Consider the following 21,611-nt stretch of genomic DNA (forward strand, 5'->3'; position numbering starts at 1 on the left):
TCTTTAATTTCCTGATGCCGTTAAATAAATTGATTAACAGGCTGTTGCAGGAACGTAAGCTTGCTCATATCAATCAATTGCTGCATGATTAAGGACTAATATTTACTCAGCATTTCTCCAACTTTAAGTATTAATTTTATAGGGTGAAGATACTGATAGTAGAAGATGAAACCGGCTTACGCGATAGCATAGAAGCGTACTTTACCGGCGGCGACAGCATTTGCGAAACCGCGAACGACTTTACATCGGCCCTGAAAAAAGTTAGTGTGTACCGTTACGATTGCGTGATTCTTGATTTAACCCTACCGTATGGAAACGGACTGGACATTGTTAAACACTTAAAAGCGAATGGGCATAACGATGGTGTGCTCATCATATCAGCTAAAAACTCCCTGGATGACCGCCTTACCGGGCTTGACTTAGGTGCCGATGATTATCTTACCAAACCCTTCCATTTGTCTGAATTAAAGTCGCGGGTTACGGCCATTGTAAGGCGAAGGTCTTTTAACGGCAGCAGCATTCTTAAATTTAACGAGATCAATATCGACTTGGACGCAAAAACGGTAAAATTAAATGATCTGGTTGTGAAATTTACCCGTAAAGAATATTCGCTTTTACTATATTTTATTGCAAATAAAGGTAAAGTAGTTTCTAAAAGTGCCATTGCAGAACACCTTTGGGGCGATAGCATTGATATTGCCGACAACTTCGATTTCATCTACTCACATATTAAAAACATCCGCAAAAAACTGGTTGAGGCCGGCGCTAACGATTACATACAAGCGGCTTATGGCATGGGCTACAAATTTACCGATGCATGAAACTGTTTGACAAGTACAACCGTGTTAACATAGGCGTAACAATTGTCATCATGCTGGTTACCGGTATTGTTTATTACTATACCATCAGCCATATTTTAACCGGGCAAATAGATAAAGACCTGGTGCTTGAAGAGAACGAGGTATTTAGCTACGTAAGCAAAAACCATCGCCTGCCTGATGTTTATGAAAGCAATCACCAACAAATAGTTTTTGCCCCAATTGGTCAACAAAGCGATCAACGCCGCTTTTTAGATACCGTTTACCGGGATTACGATGAAAAAAAAATAGAAGCGGCACGCGCGCTTATCAGTTCGGTAAAGGTATCCGGGCAAAACTACAGGATAACAGTAACCCAGTCTAAAGTTGAAACCGAGGATCTGATCCAAATCATCTTCCTGATAACTATTGGCGTAATTGTAGCTCTCCTTGCCATTCTGATAATCCTCAACCGGGTGATACTAAAAAGCATCTGGAAACCTTTTTATAAAGTATTATTTCAACTAAAGGAATTTAGTTTAGCCAGTAATCCTATTGTAAGTAGCACACTATCTACTATTGATGAATTTACCGAGTTGGACCAGGCGGTTATCAGCATGGCCGACAGGGTGAAAAGCGATTATCAAAACCTGAAAGGATTTACCGAAAATGCCTCGCACGAATTGATGACACCGATCTCTATCATCAATTCAAAATTAGATATCCTGGTACAAACTGATGAATTTACAGATAAGCAAAGCAAACTATTGAATGATATTTACAGCACAGTAACCCGCCTTACAAGGCTAAATAAATCTATGCTGTTGCTTGCCAAAATAGAAAATGGCTTGATAAAAGACATCCACGATGTTGACATTAAAGAAGTGTTAGAAGAATGCCTTTACCAGCACGAAGAAATGCTACAACAGTTAGATATTATACTATCGACCGATCTTCATAATAAAAAGATCCATGCTAATAAATCGCTTATCGAGATCTTGCTTAACAACCTGCTGAGTAACTCCATCAGGCATAATTATCATAATGGCCAATTATCTGTTATACTGGATGCGCAAAAGCTTACCATTACCAATACAGGCGAGGGTAGTTTTAATTTTGATCAGATGCTGAAACGTTTTCATAAGTCGGATGGATCTGAAGGAATTGGCCTTGGTTTAACCCTTTGTAAACAGATTTGCGATAAATATGGGTTTAAGCTCGGGTACAAACTGGATGATAAAATGCATACCTTCTCCGTTATATTTTAATTATCCCAATTCCCTACAGTTTTATTCCAAATTGAGTACAGATTGGGTTGATAGTTTAGTGTAAAAATTACTAAACATGAAACTTATTAAAACAACAGCGGCTATTTTAATAGCAACAAGTTTGGGTATAACAGTTATGGCCCAAAAACTTAATTCGGCAAAGGTGCCGGCAGCGGTAAAAACATCTTTTGAAAAAGCTTATCCCGGTATAAAAGCCGTTAAATGGGAAAAAGAAAAAGGTGATTTTGAAGCAGGCTTTAAACAGGGCAATAATGAAATGTCCGCCGTGTTTAAGGCTGATGGCGCGCAGGTAGAATCTGAACTGGAAATAAATGCAGCTACCCTGCCTGCAACCGTAATTGTATACTTAAAACAACATTATAAAGGCGCAATTATAAAAGAAGCCGCCAAAATCACCAAAGCAAACGGCGAAATAAATTATGAGGCCGAAGTAAATGGCAAAGACCTGCTTTTTGATAGCGCAGGCAAATTCATTAAAATAGCCCAGGATTAATATTAAATTCAAGCCATTCATCGGGAAATTGTGGCTGGTCATATGCCGGGGGGATAAAGCCATCCCCGGCATATTTTATATCTCCATATCCCACAAAATGTTTACAGAATTAGATGAGAGATTTACAATTGAAAAATTTAACTTAAGAGCCAATACTTTACGCACTAGATGAAATATTTTATCAACCTGTTTTTGCTTTTTTTATTCAGCACAACCTGCTTTGGCCAAAGTAAAACTTTGGACGATTACCTGCAGCAGGCGGTAAAAAGTAGCCCGCTGATTAAAGATCTTAACAACCAGATCCTATCGGCCCAATTGGATAGTGTGCGCATCCTTGCCGGGTTTAAACCACAGGTTACGGCCAGCAGCACGGGCTTGTACGCGCCTGTAATACGCGGATACGGTTACTCATCGGCCATTACCAACGGGCAATCGTTAAGCGGCTTGCTAACCGTTAGTAAAGCATTTATCGGTAAGGGTTATTTAAACGCCCAGTTTGCGGTATTAGGCATCCAAAACGATTCGTTACGTAACAGTATTAAATTGTCTGAACAGGATCTTCGGCGCACCATCATCGGCCAATATATTGCCGCTTACGGCAGCCTGCAACAGCAACGCTTTAACCAGGAAGTAGTTGAATTGCTAAGTAAAGAAGAAGGCCTGCTGAAACGCCTTACCCGTAGCAACGTTTACCGGCAAAGCGATTACCTTACCTTTTTGGTTACCTTAAAGCAGGCGCAGTTGCAACTATCACAAACACGTTTACAATACAAAACAGATTACGCTACGCTCAATTATTTATCCGGAGTAGCCGATACCAGTATTTTTGAGATAACCAAACCCGAACTGAAAAAAGCTGTAAATACTACCGACCGTAGTGCAAGTATCTTTTTTAAACAATACCAGTTAGATAGCATTAGGCTAAATAATAGCCGTAAGTTGATTGATTATAGCTATCGCCCCAAATTAAGTGTTTTTGCCGATGGTGGTTACAACTCTGATTTAACCGCGCAGTATTATAAAAACTTTGGTACCAGCGTGGGCTTTAGTGTAATTATGCCTTTATATGATGGCGGGCAGCGCAAACTGCTTTACAAAAAGCTTTCGCTTGAGCAGGAAACCAGCCGCAGTTACAAAGCTTTTTTTAACAACCAATACACCCAGCAAATTAACCAGCTTAATCAACAAATTGGCGAGTACGATAAACTAATTGCCGAAATAAACGACCAGTTTAAATACTCCGAAAGTCTGATCAAGGTGGATACCAAACTATTGCAAACCGGCGACCTTAAAATTGCCGACCTGATATTAGCCGTTAACAACTACCTCACAATAAAAAACCTGCTCACCCAAAACACCATCAGCAGGCTGCAACTCATTAATCAACTTAACTACTGGAGCCGATAATATGAACCAATATTACAAGCCATTCACCATGTTTTCTGCCTGTTTAGCAACGGCGGCACTTTATTCATGCGGAGGCGCTAAGCCTGCCCACGAAGAGGCCGCATCAGCGTCGCAAACACCTATAACGATTACCACTATTGGCAACAGTGCCCTGGCAGATACCATTGAGTTAAACGCTACCTCATCGTTCCTTCAAAAGAATTATGTAAGCGCTAATGCTATCGGTTACATCCAAAAGGTAAATGTACAGCCGGGCCACTATGTAGAAAAAGGCCAGCTAATGTTTACCCTAAAAACTAAAGAGGCGCAAAGCATTGGCAATACCATTAACGTTTTGGATACAACCTTCATGTTCTCGGGCGTTATCAATATCCGCGCATCACGCAGTGGCTTTGTAACCCGGTTATTACACCAGGTTGGCGATTATGTGCAGGATGGCGAGCAACTGGCCATCATTAGCGACCGCGAGAGTTTCGCATTTGTTTTGCAGCTACCCTACGAGTTAAGGAGCGTTATTGCCAACAACCAAAACATGACCCTCACCCTGCCGGATGGTGAAAAGCTAAACGGCCACATTGCCTCACTAATGCCATCGGTTGATACCCTGTCTCAAACACAGGGCATTGTAATAAAAGTGAACAACAGCCACCCTATTCCCGAAAATTTGGTGGCTAAAGCACTCATTATTAAAACGGCAAAAAGCAGTGCGCCATCCTTGCCAAAATCTGCCGTTTTATCAAATGAAACACAAAACGAGTTTTGGGTAATGAAACTGATAAACGATAGCACAACGGTTAAAACCCCTGTTAAAAAAGGCATCGAATCGGGCGGAAAAATTGAGATCCTATCGCCCGTCTTTAAAGCGACCGACCGTATAGCGTTAACCGGTAATTATGGTTTGGCAGATACCGCAAAGGTTAAAATTTTAAAATAATGGACAGCCTAAATAACTTTTTCATCACCCATAAAAAGCCTATCAGCCTGGTGCTTTTTATTATACTTTTGGGTGGCGGGTTCGCCTACTCCAGGCTGCAAACGTCTCTTTTCCCTGAGATCACTTTCCCTAAAATAAAGATCATTGCCGATGCAGGCTTGCAGCCGGTGAACAAGATGATGGTAACGGTTACAAAACCGTTAGAAAATGCCATTAAACAAGTACCCGACTTGCATTACGTGCGCAGTATTACCAGCCGCGGTAGCTGCGAGATTTCAGCCTATATGAACTGGGATGCCGATATTGATCTGAGCCAGCAGCGGATAGAATCGCGCATAGCGCAAATAAAAAACATACTACCGCCTGAGGTTAATGTAACGGTGGAGAAGATGAACCCCTCCATCTTGGCTGTTAGCGGGTATACCTTGGAGAGCCATAACCTGTCGCCTATCGAGTTAAAGCAACTGGCTACTTACACCGTAAAACCATTCCTCTCGCAGGTAGTAGGCGTTTCGGAGATCCGGGTCATCGGTGGTAAAACCAAAGAGTACTGGCTGGTGCTAAACCGCCAAAAAATGAGCACTTTAGGATTAACGCCCGATATGATTACCAACACTTTAGCGCAAACGGCGTTCATCAAATCCAACGGCTATCTGTCGGATTTTAAGATGCTGTACCTAACCGTTACCGATGCCAGCGTTAACACCAGCGAGCAACTGCAAAACCTGGTAGTGAGTAATAATCGTAAACGTGTTATCCAGTTAAAAGACGTTGCCGAGATCCAGATAAATCCCGGCATTGAATACACCAAGATAAACGCCAATGGTCACGAAGGTGTGTTGATAGCAGTTATCAAACAACCCAACTCAAACCTGGTCGACCTGTCAGCAGCCATGACTAACAAAGTGGCCGAACTGCAAAAGGTGCTACCCAAAGGAGTATCTATAAAACCATATTATGTACAGGCCGATTTTGTAAATGAGTCTGTAAAAAGTGTAAGCGATAGTTTATGGATAGGTTTGGCACTGGCCATTATTGTGGCTATCATTTTCCTAAGATCTTTGAAGGCAAGTGCAACAATTTTGATCACCATACCGGTTACATTAGGGTTGACGCTCATCATTTTATATGCCTTTGGTTATACCATAAACATCATGACACTGGGGGCTATTGCGGCGGCCATAGGTTTGATAATTGATGATGCCATTGTGGTGGTTGAGCAAATTCACCGCACGCATGAGGAGCATCCCGAAGAGCCTACGGTTAACCTTCTGGAAAAAGCTATCAACTACCTGTTCCCGGCTATGGTGGGCTCATCTGTAAGTACCATCGTTATATTCATCCCGTTTTTGCTGATGACGGGGGTTGCAGGTGCTTACTTTAAAGTGATGACCGATACCATGATCATCACCCTGGTGTCGTCTTTTTTTGTGACATGGATAGGGTTACCTGTTATTTACTTGTTACTTACCAAAAATTCGGAAGTAAATACGCTTGGTAAAAAGGAAGTGGCACATGAAGTAAAAAGGCAACGTTGGGTTTCGTTCTTCATTCTGCGGCCGTTCATGAGCATTATTTTGATACTGGGGCTGGTGGCGGTTATTATAGTCATTCCGGGCCGTTTAGAGACCGGTTTCCTACCGGATATGGACGAAGGCAGTATTGTTTTAGATTACACCTCCCCTCCCGGCACATCCCTTGAAGAAACCGACCGCATGCTGCGCGAGATAGAAAAAGTAATTATCAAGGAGCCTGATGTTGCAGCATATTCGCGCCGTACAGGTACGCAAATGGGCTTCTTTATCACCGAACCCAATACCGGCGATTACCTGATCCAGTTAAAAAAAGGCCACAGCAAAACCTCCGAAGAGGTTATTAGCGACCTGCGTTCGCACATAGAAGCTACCCAACCGGCCCTACGGGTTGATTTTGGGCAGGTTATAGGCGATATGCTGGGCGACCTTATGACATCTACCCAACCCATCGAAATAAAAGTTTTTGGCGACGATCAGGCTAAATTGCATGCGTTATCCAAACAGGTAGCCGCCATAGTAACCGATGTAAAAGGCACTGCAGATGTGTTTGATGGTATTGTAATAGCCGGGCCATCGGTTGATATAGTGCCCGATTATACCAAGCTGGCGCAATACAATATTACCCCGGCGGCTTTGCAAACACAGGTGCAATCGGCATTAGAAGGTAACGTGATCGGCAACCTGTTCGAGCGGGAGCAACAGTCGCCCATCCGCATGGTTTATCCGGGTAACCGCATGCAGGATGTAGCAGGCATCAAACGCCTCAACCTGTTTTTACCCGATGGCAAGCTGATACCCATTACCCAGTTAGCCAATGTAAACCTGCGCGCCGGCGATGCCGAAGTAGAACGCGAAAATCTTCAGGCAATGGGTGTCATCAGCGCCCGTTTAGAGAACAGTGATTTGGGCAGCGTTATACCCGCCATCCAAAAAGGCATAGCCGAAAAAGTAAACCTGCCGCCCGGCTACCACGTGGAATACGGCGGCGCCTATGCCGAGCAGCAGCAAAGCTTTAAAGAGCTTTTGATGATACTGGTTACCGCAAGCCTGTTGGTTTTTGGAGTGATATTGTTCCTTTTTAAACAATTCAGGATAGCGTTGCTGATATTGGTGATAGCCGTTTTAGGTATCGGCGGCAGTTTGCTGGCCTTGTTTGTCACCAATACACCGCTAAACGTAGGTAGCTATACGGGATTGATCATGATAGTTGGTATTATTGGCGAGAATGCTATTTTTACCTTTTGGCAGTTCCGCGAAAGCGCAAGGACAAGTAGTGTGGATGATGCCATTGTATATTCCATATCAACCCGCCTTCGCCCCAAATTAATGACCGCGTTGGGTGCTATTATAGCGCTAATGCCACTGGCACTGGGCATTGGTGCAGGTGCTCAATTGCACCAGCCTTTGGCTATTGCTGTTATCGGCGGATTTTTAGCCGCACTGCCTTTACTGTTAATTGTACTGCCAAGCATGCTGCGGATCTTTTACCGCGATCATGTTTTCGCCAAGAAATAAGGTACAATTAAAACTGCATCGAAAACTGCAAACCCAGGTTGCCCTGGTTATATGATGGCAGTAGGATAGAGCTTGTTTTAGGTTCTTTTTTCAACTCAGCAGGCAAATTCCGGTTGATTTCCTTTTCGCGGCCGGCCTTAAACAGGCGGTTGCGGATATAAGGATAAAGCAAGTATGCCGCCTTGGTAGATAAAATACCAAAACCTGCCCCGGCAACAACATCGCTAAACCAATGGTCGCGGTTGTACATACGGAGTATGCCGGTGGCGGTGGCAAAACTATAACCCACGGCGCTGTAGGCTATAGATTTATCGCCCAGTTCCTGAGCCATAAACTCGGCACCCAAAAAAGCATTGGCCGTATGGCCGGATGGGAAGGAGTAATAGTTAGAACCATCCGGGCGAAGCCTGTGGCTTATCTTTTTTATCCCAAACGTTGTTAAACCCATCATACCCTCGGCCATTGCAAAAATAAGGGTGCGATCAATAAAAGTATTTTTGCCATGTACGCCTACCAGATTTAGCCCGTAAACCAAGGCTACCGGCGCAAATTGAAAAAAGTTTTCGGGGTGATGGCGGAAGTTTGGGGCATCCTCCATAATATCGTTATTAATGCTTACATCCAACCTCCTTACCGGTTTAAAAAAGAAATTACTTGCCCCGTAGGCAATCAAAACCGACGGAGGCACTAATGCCCAGGCTTTACCACGTAAATGCTTAACCGTATCCGGCGCGGTAAAAAGGTCCTTTTTTAAGGTATCTGCAATATTTACTTTCTTGGCTGTATCGATTACCTGTCCCGAGGCGTTAAATCCCGCAAGGCAAAGTATCAGGTAGATGATTTTCTTCAATGTACAAGTGTTAGAGGTATTATTTACCTATTTCAATAATGTGGAATGAACCAGCTATCATGTGTGGGCGCGGGTTGGCATTCTCTGCCGTTGGCGGTGTTGCTTTCATTTGCGCGGCAGGTAAAAATAAATGATGAGTAGTTAAGTCGATACCTATAGTGCGCGCGCTTTTTTCGGTAATTATGTTCTCTACAAATACAAATTTATTGGCATTCACCTCTTTAATAACCGACATGTTGCCATCGCCATTTGATGAGTACGCCATCTTTAGGGCAGGGTCAAAAGCAACGCCATCACAATCACCAATCTTAAATTTGGCCAGATTTTTACCATTTGTGGCGTCCATCACAACCATGGTGGCATTGCCGCCGCAGCCGATAAATAAGCGGTTAGTCGCCCTGTCTATAGCTAAGCCTGAGGGCTCATCGCCACCATTTATTTTATAGCGTTTGATTACTTTGTAGGTATTAGCATCAATTACCACAACCTCATTAGTAGTTTCGGAGTTTACAAAAACTTTCCCCTTACCGTCAGACACGCCGGTTTCGGGTTTACCGCCAAGAGGGATGGTTGCAACAACCTTATCTGTAGCCGGGTCAATTACGGTAGCATCGCTGCTGCGGCCGTTAAATGTGTAAACTTTTTTAGAAAACTCGTCATAAAATATAGCATCAGGATTTGTGCCGACGGTTATTTTGCCGATCTCTGCATTCGTTTTCAGGTCGAAAACGGTACAGCTATTATCGCGCCCGTTACTGGTATAACCCTTGCCTAAAGTTTTAACCAATGCAATACCATGCACACCGTTTGTGTTGAGGATAACACCAATAGAGTCGCCCGTAACCGTGCTTAAAATATTAACCTGCGTACCGTGCGATACGTAGATCTTTTTTTCGGCAGCATCTACCGTAATATAATCCCAACCGCCGCTACTTTTTATAGCATGCTTTTTAAGAATATGTAAGCCGGTTTTAGTTTGGGCCGAAGTATTTAAAGATACAAGCGCAACGCCAATAATGGTAAACGCTTTTATTATACTAGATTTTGGCATGATGGTTAATTTTAATGCTATTTACTATCCTATTCTGTAGGAATGTTGGATAATATTTTTTACACGTCACTTATAATTAATAATTTGTGATAGTGAAATCAGAAAAAAGCACCTCCTGATTGCTATCATCCTTAAAGTGCAGTCCTGCCCTTGGGCTTCGATCCCATTGTGGTAAAAAATCAGCTTTCAACCGAGTTTCGGATGTAAGTTCTTTCCACTCCATTTTTCCCCTTCCTGTAATAAAACTTGCATGTGTTGTTGGTTGTTAATTCTAATTTAAGTTGCACAGCAGTTTGTGTGTTCAAGGTTGACTGCCCTAAAGCAGAAAATTTATTGTATTTAACCTGTATATTAATTATGCCGCTGTAAGTTTATAGCACCGGTAGTAATCGTATTATACTTCACAAACCCAAACCGATTAACGGCTTATGTCAAATTCTCTGTAAAGAAATCGATGGTTCGTTTCCAGGCCAGTTCTGCAGCGGCTTTATCATACCTTGGTGTTGTATCGTTATGGAAACCGTGGTTTACGTTCTCGTAAATAAATGCCTGGTATTTTTTGCCGTTCTCTTTTAATGCAGCTTCATACGCAGGCCAGCCGCCAGTTATCCGGGTGTCCTGCGATGCGTAGTGCAGCATTAGCGGTGCTTTAATTTTCGGCACATCTGCAGCTGAAGGCTGGGCGCCATAAAAAGGTACTGCTGCGGCCAATTCGGGCACGCGTACGGCCATCATGTTGGCTATACCTCCACCATAACAAAATCCCACAACACCAATTTTACCGTTGCAATCTTTATGGTTTTTAAGGTATTCGTAAGCTGCTATAAAATCTTCCTGCATTTCATTTGGGTCGCGTTTGCTTTGCAGCTCGCGGCCGGCATCATCATTACCCGGGTAACCACCAACTGGTGTAAGTGCATCAGGCGCCAGCGAAACAAAGCCAGCTAGTGCCGCCCTCCTGCCTACATCCTCAATGTATGGGTTTAAACCGCGGTTCTCGTGTACAACAATCACACCGCCAAGTTTCTTTTTAGCACCCTTTGGTTTGGATAGCAAACCTTTTATACTGCCTCCACCTTTTGGCGAAGCATAATTGATATACCCTGAATCCAATCGCGGATCATCTGCCTTAACCTGAATTTTATTCTTGTAATCGGGCATCAGGAAACTCATCAGGGCGGGCACGGTTAAACCGCCAACCGCGTAAATTGATAGTTTCTCTAAAAATACCCGGCGGTCCAGCCGGTTGTGTGCGTAATCATCATACAGGTCAAACACTTCCTGCTTAACATCTTCTTTTTTGATCTCACTCATGGTAAAAGGCTTTTTTAAATTTAATAATTAGCGGCAATGGCTTGCTACACTAATACTAACACTCTTGCTACACAGATAGTTTTGATATTTGTTTGAAGAAATAAAACATAAAGGCCCGCACACTTATGCGTATGCAGGCCTTTAGCAATAAAAATATCAGCAATTATTTTTTACGTTCATCTTTCGCCACTTGTGGCACTAAAGCTTTATTGACTTTTTTTTACTGTAATGGCTTTAGCCAGTTTAAATACTTTTTGCAGTTTTATATTTTAGCTTGATGCACCAATTTTAACATTGTAAGTACCCGCTTCTGCAACCCAGGCAGATTGCTTGGTGTTAAACGAAGCAAGATCTTTAGCGTTGATGGTAAACGTTAACACTTGCGAAGCGCCGAACTGCAATAAGGCAGTATTGGCGAACCCTTTAAGTTCTTCGGCAGGCTTATCCATGCTTTTTGCATGCGCGTTCAAATATAGTTGCGTTACTTCTTTACCGGCAACTTTACCCATATTGGTAACTTTTACGCTTGCAGTAATTTTACCTGCGAACGTTGGGCTATTCAAAGTAAGGTTGCTATAAGTAAACCCGGTGTAAGATAACCCGTAACCAAACTCATAAGCTGTAGCCTTTTTAAATGTATTGTAATAACGGTATCCAACATAAACTCCCTCTTCATAAGTAACCTCTTCCGGTATAGCTTTCATACCCAGCATGCCTGTTGTTGCTTTGTAAGGAAACTCCTTACCCGGGAAATTCTTAGCGCTTGGCTCATCTTTATAACTTGCCGGGAACGTAGTTGCCAACTTGATGCCGGTAGCCATTAAACGTTTGGCAAAGTTGCGCGCTCGCCGCTCCTTTATAAATTCGAAAAAGAAAAATACGACGAAAATTACTTTTGGGGGGTAACAAAAATACGTTGCGGCTTATATGGATGCAGAAACTATTAAAAATCAAAATCATGAAAAAGTTATCATTATCAGTTTTAGCATTATCATTTGTTAGTTTATCAGCTTTAACCCAAACAGCCGAAGTGGAGCTTCAATGGCTGAAGCTCCCGGCCAGCCTATAGGTGGCGTAGTGGTTAAAGGAGGCCAAAACCCAACACAAGCAGCTACCGAAGATCACCGTACTTATACAAGTGGAGGGTTTAACACTATTAAACATAACACAAATGATGCAACACGCCCGGGTAACCCAATTGGTATTATTGTTGTAAAAGGCGGTAAACCGGCAATATCTTCAGACAAAAGCATTAGCGAAAATGGCGTTAAAAAAGCGGAAGTTACCGTTGCAGTAACATGCGAGCCAATAGGCGGCATTGTTGTAAAAGGTGGGGAAAACTAACTTAAGTTAACTATATCAATACAAAGCCCAATGAATTTACTTTCATTGGGCTTTGTTGTTTATACGCTGATGTTGTTAACACACCCTTAATATAGACTGTAAGGTGTATTAACCTTGTGCAGATAGTTTTGTGGTTCAAACAAAAACAAACACTATGAAGCATTATTTATTATTTGTATTCCTATGTCTTTTTATTTTTAGTTGTAAAAAAAACAAGATCACAAACGACCCCAAGCCGGTTAAGCCCGAATTTTTTGTAAATGAAGACCCTGCTACTTTCAAGGAAATAGGCTCTCTTGATATTGGCGACGTAGGCGCAGCCGAGATCAGCGCGTTCGACGCGGCAACCAACCGCCTTTTTGTAGTAAATAATGGGGCCGTAAATAAAGTTGATGTTATCGATTTTAAAGACCCGCTGCACATGTCGGTTATCAACTCTATCAGCATGGCCCCTTATGGCGGTGCAGTAAACAGTGTGGCTGTATCTGGCGGTAAATTGGCCGCGGCTATAGAATATACCGATAAACAGGCAAATGGAAAAGTTGCTGTTTTTAAAACGGACGACCTTAGCGTAGTAAAAGTGATAAATGTTGGCGCATTGCCGGACATGGTTACCTACTCGCCCGATGGCAAGTTTATTTTGACCGCTAACGAGGGCGAACCAAATGACGCTTACACCAATGACCCTGCCGGTACAGTATCTATCATATCGGTAGCGAACGATTACGCGGTAACTACGATTAATTTCTCTGCATTTGCCGGCCACAAGGCCGAGCTGATGGCTAAAGGCTTCAGAATATTTGGCTTGGGTAACGATTTCGTAAAAGACATCGAACCGGAATATATCACTATATCTGCCGATTCGAAAACCGTATGGGTTACTTTGCAGGAAAATAATGGTATCGCTAAAATTGACATCGCTACTAAAACTATTACCAATATATTTCCGCTTGGCTTTAAAGATTACAATGTAGCAGGTAACGAGATTGACCCAAGTGATAAGGACAATAAATTATTTGCTGCCAAATGGCCGGTTAAAGGTATTTACATGCCCGATGGAATTGCTGTTATAGAGCAAGGCGGCATACCTTATTTATTTACCGCGAATGAAGGCGATGCAAGAGAATATGGTGGTTTTAGCGAGATAAAGCGAATTAAAGATATTAAGCTTGATGCAGTATTATTCCCTAATGGTGCCGACCTTAAAAAAGATGCACAGCTTGGCCGTTTAAATATAACCACCACTTTAGGTGATACAGATGGCGACGGCGATTATGACGCTTTATACTCGTTAGGCTCACGTTCTTTCAGCGTATGGAACGGGCTTGATGGTAAACAAGTGTTCGACAGCAAAAATGAGTTAGATACAAAAAATATTGCAGCAGGTGCCTATGATGATGGCCGCAGCGATGATAAATCTGTTGAGCCCGAAGGCATAGCAATTGGTAAAATAGGTAATAAAAATGTAGCTTTTGTAGGTATGGAGCGTGCGGATGCGGTTGCCGTTTATGACGTTACCGATCCAACAAAGCCTGTGTTTCTACAACTGTTAAAATGTGGCGATGCACCCGAAGGTGTATTGATCATCCAGGCAAAAAACAGCCCTACTAAAAAGAGTTTGTTAGTTGTGAGTAGCGAAAATGATGGTGTGATAAAAGTTTACACTCCCAATACCATCTAAAAAAATAATTAAAATTAAAAGGCTCCGATGTATCGGAGCCTTTTAATTTTAATTATACCTCCTCTTCTTTAAGCGATTGCATATCGATCACATAACGAAAGCGTACCTCCTCATCCAGCATCTTATCATATGCCTTGTTAATATCCTGGATCTTGATCAACTCGGTATTGGGCAAAATACCATGCTCGGCACAAAAATCAAGTACTTCCTGTGTTTCGGCAATACCACCGATTACTGAGCCCGCAACCGAGCGACGGTGCATAGCTACTTCCATGTTGTTAGTAGGTGCCTGGTATGGTGCCAACACCCCTACTGCCACAATGGTACCATCGCGTTTTAGCAGATTGATGTATTTGTTGATGTCGTATGGGTCGGGAATGGTGTTCAATATAAAATCGAACTTTAACTCATGCGCAGCCATCTCCTCCTCATTCTCTGATATGATCACATCTTTTGCGCCTAAAGTTTGGGCGGCTTCACGCTTTTCCTCCGTGCGGGTAATAGCGGTTACTTCGGCACCCATTGCTGCTGCAATTTGCACACCCATGTGGCCTAAACCGCCGATGCCTACAACACCAACTTTATCGCCCGGCTTTATGCCCCAGTGCTTTAATGGCGAGTACGTAGTGATACCCGCGCAAAGGATGGGCGCTGCTGCGGCAATATCCAAAGCATCCGGTATACGTAATACAAACGATTCCTTTACTACCAGATTAGTTGAATATCCACCGTAAGTATTAAAGTCGCTACCATCAGGCTTCATATGACCGTTATAAGTCGCGGTCCAGCTTACAGGGCCTTCGCAATAATTCTCCAGTTGTTCCTGGCAGGCCGGGCACACGCCGCAAGAATCTATCATACAGCCTACACCCACGGTATCACCCACTTTAAATTTGGTTACACCACTACCTGCCGCGGTTACCTTGCCAATAATTTCATGACCGGGCACGCATGGGTATATGGTATTCTTCCAGTCGTTTTTTACCTGGTGCACATCCGAGTGGCAAACACCACAATATAAAACATCTATCAGTACCTCATCTTCTTTTGGCGCGTTACGCTCAAATTCCATTATCGAGAGGCTGTTAAATATCGAGCCTGATGTTCCGTAGCCTTTTGCTTTTATAGTTTCCATAGTTTTAGTTTGTAAATGATGTTATAATAACCGAATTAACAAACTATAGTTTTACGATAATTTATAAAATTAAAAGAAACCAAACTCCAGTTATATGTAACAATCATTATATTTATTACAGCTTATAAAATTGTTAAAATGCTTTACTTTAGTATCTTCAAATGTTATTACTGACTAACTGATAAATAATGAACAAATACTTACTAACGGTAACGGCTTTGGCGATGGCTTTGGGAACCAACGCACAGCAAAATGCCCCCATAACCGCTAAGGATTATGAGCGTGCCGAGGTTTTTTTAGGCTACAATACTTCCCCTTTGGTTGCCAGGGCAAACGTTTCCCCTAATTGGCTCCCGGGCGATAAATTCTGGTATAGTGTATCAACCGCGCAAGGCAACGAATTTATACTGGTTGACCCCGCTAAAAAAACACGTACCACCGCGTTCGATTCACAGGAACTTGCCGCAGCTTTATCAACCGCAACCGGCAAAACTTATGATGCTAACAAATTGCCATTTCAAAGCATTAATTATTCGGCCGATGGCAAATCTGTTTTATTTTCTGTAGATGCTAAAAAATGGGCATATAACCCGGCAACTAACCAGTTGACCGCCGATACTTCAAAAGCTGTTGCGGGTAAAACGGCTACTTTAACAGGCCGTGCCGCACGTGGTGGTGGCAACGAGGTGATGTCGCCCGATTGTAGCAAAGCTGTTTTTATAAAAGACTATAACCTTTGGGTGCGTGATGTCGCCAGCGGCAAACAAACCCAACTGACTACCGATGGCGTAAAAGATTTTGGCTATGCCACCGACAACGCCGGATGGACCATGAGCGACAGGCCGATTGTATCGTGGTCGCCTGACTCTAAGAAAGTGGCAACCTTTCAGCAGGACCAGCGAAAGGTGAGCGACATGTACCTGGTTACTACCAACGTGGGTAAACCAACCTTAATGTCCTGGAAATATCCATTGCCGGGAGATAAAGATATTGTTACTATCCAACGGGTTATTATTGATGTAGAGAACCCAAAAGTTATCCGCTTTAATATCGCGCCCGATCCGCACCGTGCTACGCTGAGCGATGATATAGCCAGCAGCGGCAGCTTTGATGATGCCGACTGGAAAGCCGATGGCAGCGAGTTTGCATTTGTATCAACCTCTCGCGACCATAAGAATGAGAAATTCCGAATAGCAAATGCCACTACCGGTGCCGTACGCGAGGTATTTGAAGAAACCGTTAAAACTCAATATGAATCGGGTTGGGACGCCATCAACTGGCGTTACCTGCCTGCATCTAAAGAGATCATTTGGTTCTCGGAACGCGACAACTGGGGGCACCTGTACCTTTACGATGCCACAACCGGCAAACTAAAGAACCAGATCACTAAAGGCGATTTTGTAGTTACTAAACTGCTAAAAGTTGATAAAAAAACCCGTACCCTATACTTTACTGCAGGTGGCCGCGAGCCGGGCAACCCATACTTTTCACACTTTTATAAAATTGGTTTCAATGGTAAAGGTTTAACCTTGCTGACGCCAGAGGCTGGCAACCACAATGTTAACTTCTCCCCAAATGAAAATTACTTTGTGGATACCTACTCACAGCCCGATGTACCGCCGGTTACCGTTCTGCGCGATATGAAAGGCAACTTGTTAGCCACTTTAGAAAAAACGGACGTATCGAGGCTTGCCGCTACAGGCTGGAAAGCGCCTGCTCCTGTTAAACTAAAAGCACATGATGGCACAACCGATATTTATGGCCTGGTATTTACGCCAACCAAAATGGATGCAGGTAAAAAATATCCGGTTATAGATTATATTTACCCTGGCCCGCAAGGTGGTGGTGTAGGTAGCTGGTCGTTCATCGCATCCCGTGGCGACCACCAGGCACTTGCCGAACTGGGCTTTATTGTTGTAGTGATAGAAGGCACCAGCAACCCGCTACGTTCAAAAAGCTTTCATGATATGAACTATGGTAATATGGGCGACAACACCCTGCCGGATCAGATTACAGGCATTAAGCAGTTAGCTGCCAAATACCCTATAGATACTACTAAAGTGGGTATCTGGGGGCACTCTGGTGGTGGTTTTGCTACTGCTACCGCGATGTTTAAATACCCTGATTTCTTTAAGGTAGGGATCTCAGAATCTGGCAACCACGAGAACCGCAACTACGAGGATGATTGGGGCGAACGCTACAATGGTTTAGTAGAAAACTCAAACTACGATGCACAGGCAAACCAAAACTTTGCCAAAAACCTAAAGGGTAAACTGATGCTTGCCCACGGTATGATGGACAACAACGTGCCACCATACAACACCCTGTTAGTTGCCGAAGCATTGGAGAAAGCCAACAAAAGCTTCGACCTGGTGATATTCCCTAACAGCGCGCATGGATACGGCCAGTATTCATACTACATGATGCGCCGCCGCTGGGATTATTTTGTGAAGAACCTGTTAGGTGCCGAGCCACCTTATGATTACGTTCTTGGGCCCAAATCGACCAAACGCTAAATCAGCGAAAAATACCAATAGTAAAGCCCCGATCACATCGGGGCTTTTTTTGTAAATTATTGTGCCGATGGCGGAGGCGTTTTTGTACCCCAATTTGTATTGGGCTGGCTGCCCATCACAAAGGTTAGCTTGCCGCCTTTTATTAATTCATCGCGGTAAAGCCAGCAATTATCAAGCGGCGTGCCATTAAACTCGGCTGATTGGATGTATAAATTGTCCCTACCGTTGTTTTCGGTTTCGATAATTAGGATTTTGCCATCGCCCAGTTTAATGGTTGCTTTGACAAATATCGGGCTGCCCAATTCAATTATCGGGCGCAGGTCTGTAAAACCTTTCACATCAAACAGGCTCAAAGCATTTATTACATACTTGGAACCAAGTTGCCCCCGGTCTTCGTCCTTCCCGTAACCATAACCGTGGGTAGGTTCGATACCGTAAAATTCCTGACCTATAAGCCTTGCCCATTTTTGCGTTAGCCATGGCTAGCCCAAGAAATTGAATAACCAGCTCAGTTGTTCTGCCTGCTCTAATGTAACACTTAAAATTATTTGATTAGTTGAGTACTAAGAACAGCCCCGGCTTAACTAATATTTAAATTATTTGACTCATTATGGGTGTAAATAACATACGTTTTAAAATGAGAAACTAAGAAAAACGCTCAACTTAACAGATATTAATATCTAAATATTATTTACAGGAAATATTTGCGTGTTACTTTATATAACCGCCTTGGTTATCAAGTTCTTTTAAGAACTTTTCAGCATTCGCCAAATGTTTATCACGCTTTTCGGAAGCCATTTTATCGAAGGTTTTAACGAGCATGCCCAGCCTCGGGTTTTGCAGGAAGAAGTTGCGATGCACATGCATAAACCGCCAGAACATGCCATCCCAGGTTTCCTGCCAGTCGCCTTTTGGCCAGTCGCCCATTTTCAAGAGATAGTTGCTACCGCTGATATAGGGCTTGGTTGTCATCAGCCCGCCATCGGCAAACTGCGTCATACTATAGGTATTGGGCACCATTACCCAGTCGTAGGCATCAATATACATCTCCATAAACCATTGATAAACTTGGTCCGGGTCAAACTCGCAAAGCAGCATAAAATTGCCCATTACCATCAGCCGTTCTATATGGTGACTGTAGCCTGTATGCAAAAGCTTTTTAATAACCACATCTACCGGCACAATCCCGGTTTCTCCTTTCCAGAATGAGGCGGGAATCTTCCTTTTAAAGCCCCAGTAGTTTTTGGTACGTTGTTTTACCCCTTCGCGCTCGTAAACAATATGGATAAACTCACGCCAGCCCATAATTTGGCGAATAAAACCCTCGAGTGAGTTTAGCGGGATACTATTCTCTGCGGCAAAATCAAGCGCCCCATCAATCACCTGCTGCGGGTTTAGCAGGCCAATATTAAGCATGGGCGTGAGTACCGAATGATACAGGAAACTTTGTTGCGACACCATTGCATCTTCATAGATCCCAAAGTTATGGAAACGCTGTTTTAGAAAGTTTTGCAGCCATTGCTCAGCCTCCTGATAATTAACCGGGTAAAAGCCACCAAGGTTACCAAACGGCGATGCGGTGCCTCCGTAATTGTCCGGATACTGTTTATCAACCCATTGCTGCGCATCGGTTACGTACTTGTTTTCGGCAGGTACATCTAACACGGGCACCGCTTCATTTTTTGGAAACTTCAACCTATTTTCGCTGTCGTATGTCCATTTGCCGCCTAAGGGTTTGTCATTGGCTTCAATTAGTATTTTGCGCTGTTTCCGCTGTGCGATATAAAAATCGGTTTGGAAATAGGTTTTGCGGCCATCAAAATAATCGGCCACCTCATCGGTGCTGTTGAGGTAATTGGGACTGCGGTATTTTGCTAACGCGATGTTATATTTAGCGCAGCCGCTATCTAAACGTTTCTCCAGCCAATAGTCAGCAACATCGGCATAGTGGATTTTCTCCACCCCTTGTTTAGCCAGGTGCGGAATAAGTTTACGTACATCACAAAGTTTTTCCGTAGCTTCAATATACTCTATTTTGAAGCCTTTATCCCGCAAAAAATCAGCATAAAACTGCATGGATGCGCGGTGGAGCACCAGTTTCATTTTATGAAAAGTAAATTGGTTAAAATAAAGCTCCTCTTCTATCAGATAAACCAAACGATCATCTTTCACGGCCGGATGCTTCTCAAACAACTGGTGCGGAAAAATTAACGTGATACTTGTTGCGTGCATAGTTTCAGAACATGTTGTAAAGGCAAATTGTTCTACTTACCAAACCTTAAAAATACATTATATATTGCATCGGGCTTTTTTTTTCTTCTAACGGAAACCACCGGGGAAAACAACTTTCTCCTTTATAAACCCGTGGCCTTTTTTACTGATTTAAAATGTTTTGGTGGCGTGCTGGCCTTTGTAATTGCTTTCATTAAAAAGTTTCCAGCAATCAACCTTTTGGTTATCCATGGCCATCATCACTTCGCTGCCAATTACTTTATAAATTATATAATCGGGTTTGCCCAAGCCTGCATCATAAAAATTGATGGCAAAGGTTTTACCTGTAGCCAATGGCAGCATCTGGAAAGTTCCCATATCCAGATTCCAGTTAAAGTTGGGCGAGGTAAAATCCAGCTAAAAATCTTTTGCATTATTACTTGCAACCGTATCTGCACCTTTAATTTTATCGGCATTCCAATACTACGCCCGGTTTTTACCGGCAACGTTTTCGGCATGATATATTGGCGCGAAATCGCTCATGCGGTTTACCAAGTAAACCATGCGGTAGCTGGTGCTATCGCTGCCATACCAATGCTGGCTGGTTACCAATACCTGCTGACCAGCCCGTGTTTCTACTTTGGTATCGCGCAGCCAAAGCCAATAACCCAAGTTCTTTGTTTTCTTGGGCGATTGAAAATAAACCAAATATTGGCGCAAGCCAAGCTTTAAGGTAGCAGTGTTTAAGCGATGAGCGACATTATGCACTACTTTGTCGACGAAAGCCCCAAACAAGAAGCTAACCTGGGTACCAAGATTTAATTCCTAAAGAATTATATAACGTTGCAAAAGATTTGCATTCGCTATGATATTGATCTCATTTTCACCAAAGATTGCAATACCGCCCAAGTTACTGATGACCTTTGTAGAGAACATTTTAAGCATGGCATTGATAAAAGCAGCAGCACTAATAAAAAATAGAGATCTCGCTAACTCAGCAAAATGGCAGGCTGATATTCACTACAAGCAACACAATTAACCGAGATACGTTAAATGCAGTGTAAACGGGGTTTGATATCGAAAACCTGCGCAAGCGGCTAATGCTGCTTTACGGCAATAATTTTGAATTAAACGTTGAAAATAAAGGCGATATTTATGTGGCAAACCTAAACATCCCACTGGCATAAATTTAAAGTATATCATTATCGACGACGAGCCCAACGCGGTTAAACTGATGGAGGTGATTATTGGGCAAACCACCCAATGGTAGCTTTTGGGTAAATACTACAACGCCCTGGAGGCAATGAATTTCCTGAAAAAGCAAACTGTTGATTTTATCTTTCCGGATATTAATATGCCATACCTTACCGGGATGGAACTGGCCGGCCTGCTCCCCAAAGAAACCAAAATTGTATTCACTACCGCTTATATACCGAGTATACCGCAGATAGTTACGCTTTCCAAACTATCCACTAACTGTAAAACCTATTACATTAAAACGTTTCCTGTCTGCCACCCAAAAAATTGAGGCTGCATTTG

18 protein-coding genes and 1 pseudogene are annotated in these 21,611 nt (G+C 43.0%); 10 read left to right on the forward strand and 9 right to left on the reverse strand.

The window, feature by feature from the left end:
• Positions 1-143: 143 nt before the first annotated feature.
• From NAF17_RS16430 to NAF17_RS16455, 6 genes are all read left to right on the forward strand, one after another.
• Positions 144-821 carry a response regulator transcription factor gene (locus NAF17_RS16430; protein ID WP_252759109.1) on the forward strand — a complete coding sequence of 226 codons (678 nt, stop codon included), beginning with the start codon at positions 144-146 and terminating at the stop codon, positions 819-821.
• Positions 818-2,065, forward strand: coding sequence for a sensor histidine kinase (locus NAF17_RS16435; RefSeq protein ID WP_252759110.1), 1,248 nt, complete (start codon positions 818-820; stop codon positions 2,063-2,065). The genes NAF17_RS16430 and NAF17_RS16435 overlap by 4 nt, the downstream gene beginning before the upstream one ends.
• A gap of 76 nt (positions 2,066-2,141) precedes the next feature.
• A complete protein-coding gene (locus NAF17_RS16440) occupies positions 2,142-2,579 on the forward strand; it encodes a PepSY-like domain-containing protein (RefSeq protein WP_252759111.1) in 438 nt (145 codons plus the stop codon).
• A gap of 168 nt (positions 2,580-2,747) precedes the next feature.
• Positions 2,748-3,986, forward strand: coding sequence for a TolC family protein (locus tag NAF17_RS16445; protein WP_252759112.1), 1,239 nt, complete (start codon positions 2,748-2,750; stop codon positions 3,984-3,986).
• Position 3,987: 1 nt separating this feature from the next.
• Entirely contained in the window at positions 3,988-4,920 is a 933-nt protein-coding gene (locus NAF17_RS16450; RefSeq protein WP_252759113.1) for an efflux RND transporter periplasmic adaptor subunit, read from the forward strand.
• Positions 4,920-7,970 (forward strand): efflux RND transporter permease subunit, encoded by a 3,051-nt coding sequence (locus NAF17_RS16455; protein ID WP_252759114.1) that lies wholly within the window; start codon positions 4,920-4,922, stop codon positions 7,968-7,970. The genes NAF17_RS16450 and NAF17_RS16455 overlap by 1 nt, the downstream gene beginning before the upstream one ends.
• Before the next feature lie 7 nt (positions 7,971-7,977).
• Here NAF17_RS16455 and NAF17_RS16460 read toward each other — a convergent pair whose 3' ends face one another.
• The 4 genes from NAF17_RS16460 to NAF17_RS16475 all read right to left on the reverse strand — a co-directional run bounded on the left by NAF17_RS16460 (position 7,978) and on the right by NAF17_RS16475 (position 12,006).
• Positions 7,978-8,820 (reverse strand): phosphatase PAP2 family protein, encoded by an 843-nt coding sequence (locus tag NAF17_RS16460; RefSeq protein ID WP_252759115.1) that lies wholly within the window; start codon positions 8,818-8,820, stop codon positions 7,978-7,980.
• 19 nt (positions 8,821-8,839) lie between these two features.
• Positions 8,840-9,871 carry a YncE family protein gene (locus NAF17_RS16465; protein ID WP_252759116.1) on the reverse strand — a complete coding sequence of 344 codons (1,032 nt, stop codon included), beginning with the start codon at positions 9,869-9,871 and terminating at the stop codon, positions 8,840-8,842.
• A 426-nt stretch (positions 9,872-10,297) separates the two neighbouring features.
• Positions 10,298-11,185 carry a dienelactone hydrolase family protein gene (locus NAF17_RS16470; protein WP_252759117.1) on the reverse strand — a complete coding sequence of 296 codons (888 nt, stop codon included), beginning with the start codon at positions 11,183-11,185 and terminating at the stop codon, positions 10,298-10,300.
• 269 nt (positions 11,186-11,454) lie between these two features.
• Positions 11,455-12,006, reverse strand: a complete 552-nt coding sequence (locus NAF17_RS16475; RefSeq protein ID WP_252759118.1) for a fibronectin type III-like domain-contianing protein — start codon at positions 12,004-12,006, stop codon at positions 11,455-11,457.
• A 220-nt stretch (positions 12,007-12,226) separates the two neighbouring features.
• Between NAF17_RS16475 and NAF17_RS16480 the strand changes: the two genes are divergently transcribed.
• Together NAF17_RS16480 and NAF17_RS16485 are read left to right on the forward strand one after the other, a co-directional pair.
• Positions 12,227-12,529, forward strand: a complete 303-nt coding sequence (locus NAF17_RS16480; RefSeq protein WP_252759119.1) for a hypothetical protein — start codon at positions 12,227-12,229, stop codon at positions 12,527-12,529.
• 154 nt (positions 12,530-12,683) lie between these two features.
• The gene (locus NAF17_RS16485) at positions 12,684-14,210 is read left to right on the forward strand and encodes a choice-of-anchor I family protein (RefSeq protein ID WP_252759120.1); all 1,527 of its coding nucleotides are present in this window, start codon (positions 12,684-12,686) and stop codon (positions 14,208-14,210) included.
• A gap of 52 nt (positions 14,211-14,262) precedes the next feature.
• Here the strand turns inward: NAF17_RS16485 and NAF17_RS16490 are convergent, their stop codons facing one another.
• Positions 14,263-15,345 carry an NAD(P)-dependent alcohol dehydrogenase gene (locus NAF17_RS16490; RefSeq protein WP_252759121.1) on the reverse strand — a complete coding sequence of 361 codons (1,083 nt, stop codon included), beginning with the start codon at positions 15,343-15,345 and terminating at the stop codon, positions 14,263-14,265.
• A gap of 188 nt (positions 15,346-15,533) precedes the next feature.
• Here NAF17_RS16490 and NAF17_RS16495 point away from each other — a divergent pair, with 188 nt between their 5' ends.
• Positions 15,534-17,861, forward strand: coding sequence for a S9 family peptidase (locus NAF17_RS16495; protein WP_252759122.1), 2,328 nt, complete (start codon positions 15,534-15,536; stop codon positions 17,859-17,861).
• A gap of 56 nt (positions 17,862-17,917) precedes the next feature.
• Here NAF17_RS16495 and NAF17_RS16500 read toward each other — a convergent pair.
• The 4 genes and pseudogenes from NAF17_RS16500 to NAF17_RS16515 form a co-directional block, all read right to left on the reverse strand.
• Positions 17,918-18,331, reverse strand: a pseudogene (locus NAF17_RS16500) (glycoside hydrolase domain-containing protein); the annotation flags it as partial.
• A gap of 241 nt (positions 18,332-18,572) precedes the next feature.
• Positions 18,573-20,093 carry a cryptochrome/photolyase family protein gene (locus NAF17_RS16505; RefSeq protein ID WP_252759123.1) on the reverse strand — a complete coding sequence of 507 codons (1,521 nt, stop codon included), beginning with the start codon at positions 20,091-20,093 and terminating at the stop codon, positions 18,573-18,575.
• Positions 20,094-20,243: 150 nt separating this feature from the next.
• Positions 20,244-20,489, reverse strand: a complete 246-nt coding sequence (locus NAF17_RS16510; RefSeq protein ID WP_440347860.1) for a DUF3108 domain-containing protein — start codon at positions 20,487-20,489, stop codon at positions 20,244-20,246.
• Positions 20,490-20,555: 66 nt separating this feature from the next.
• Positions 20,556-20,744 carry a hypothetical protein gene (locus NAF17_RS16515; protein WP_252759125.1) on the reverse strand — a complete coding sequence of 63 codons (189 nt, stop codon included), beginning with the start codon at positions 20,742-20,744 and terminating at the stop codon, positions 20,556-20,558.
• Between the two features lie 601 nt (positions 20,745-21,345).
• Here NAF17_RS16515 and NAF17_RS16520 point away from each other — a divergent pair.
• A complete protein-coding gene (locus tag NAF17_RS16520) occupies positions 21,346-21,600 on the forward strand; it encodes a response regulator (RefSeq protein WP_252759126.1) in 255 nt (84 codons plus the stop codon).
• Positions 21,601-21,611: the final 11 nt, after the last annotated feature.

The sequence above is a fragment of the Mucilaginibacter aurantiaciroseus genome (assembly GCF_024055595.1).
Classification (GTDB): Bacteria; Bacteroidota; Bacteroidia; order Sphingobacteriales; family Sphingobacteriaceae; genus Mucilaginibacter; species Mucilaginibacter aurantiaciroseus.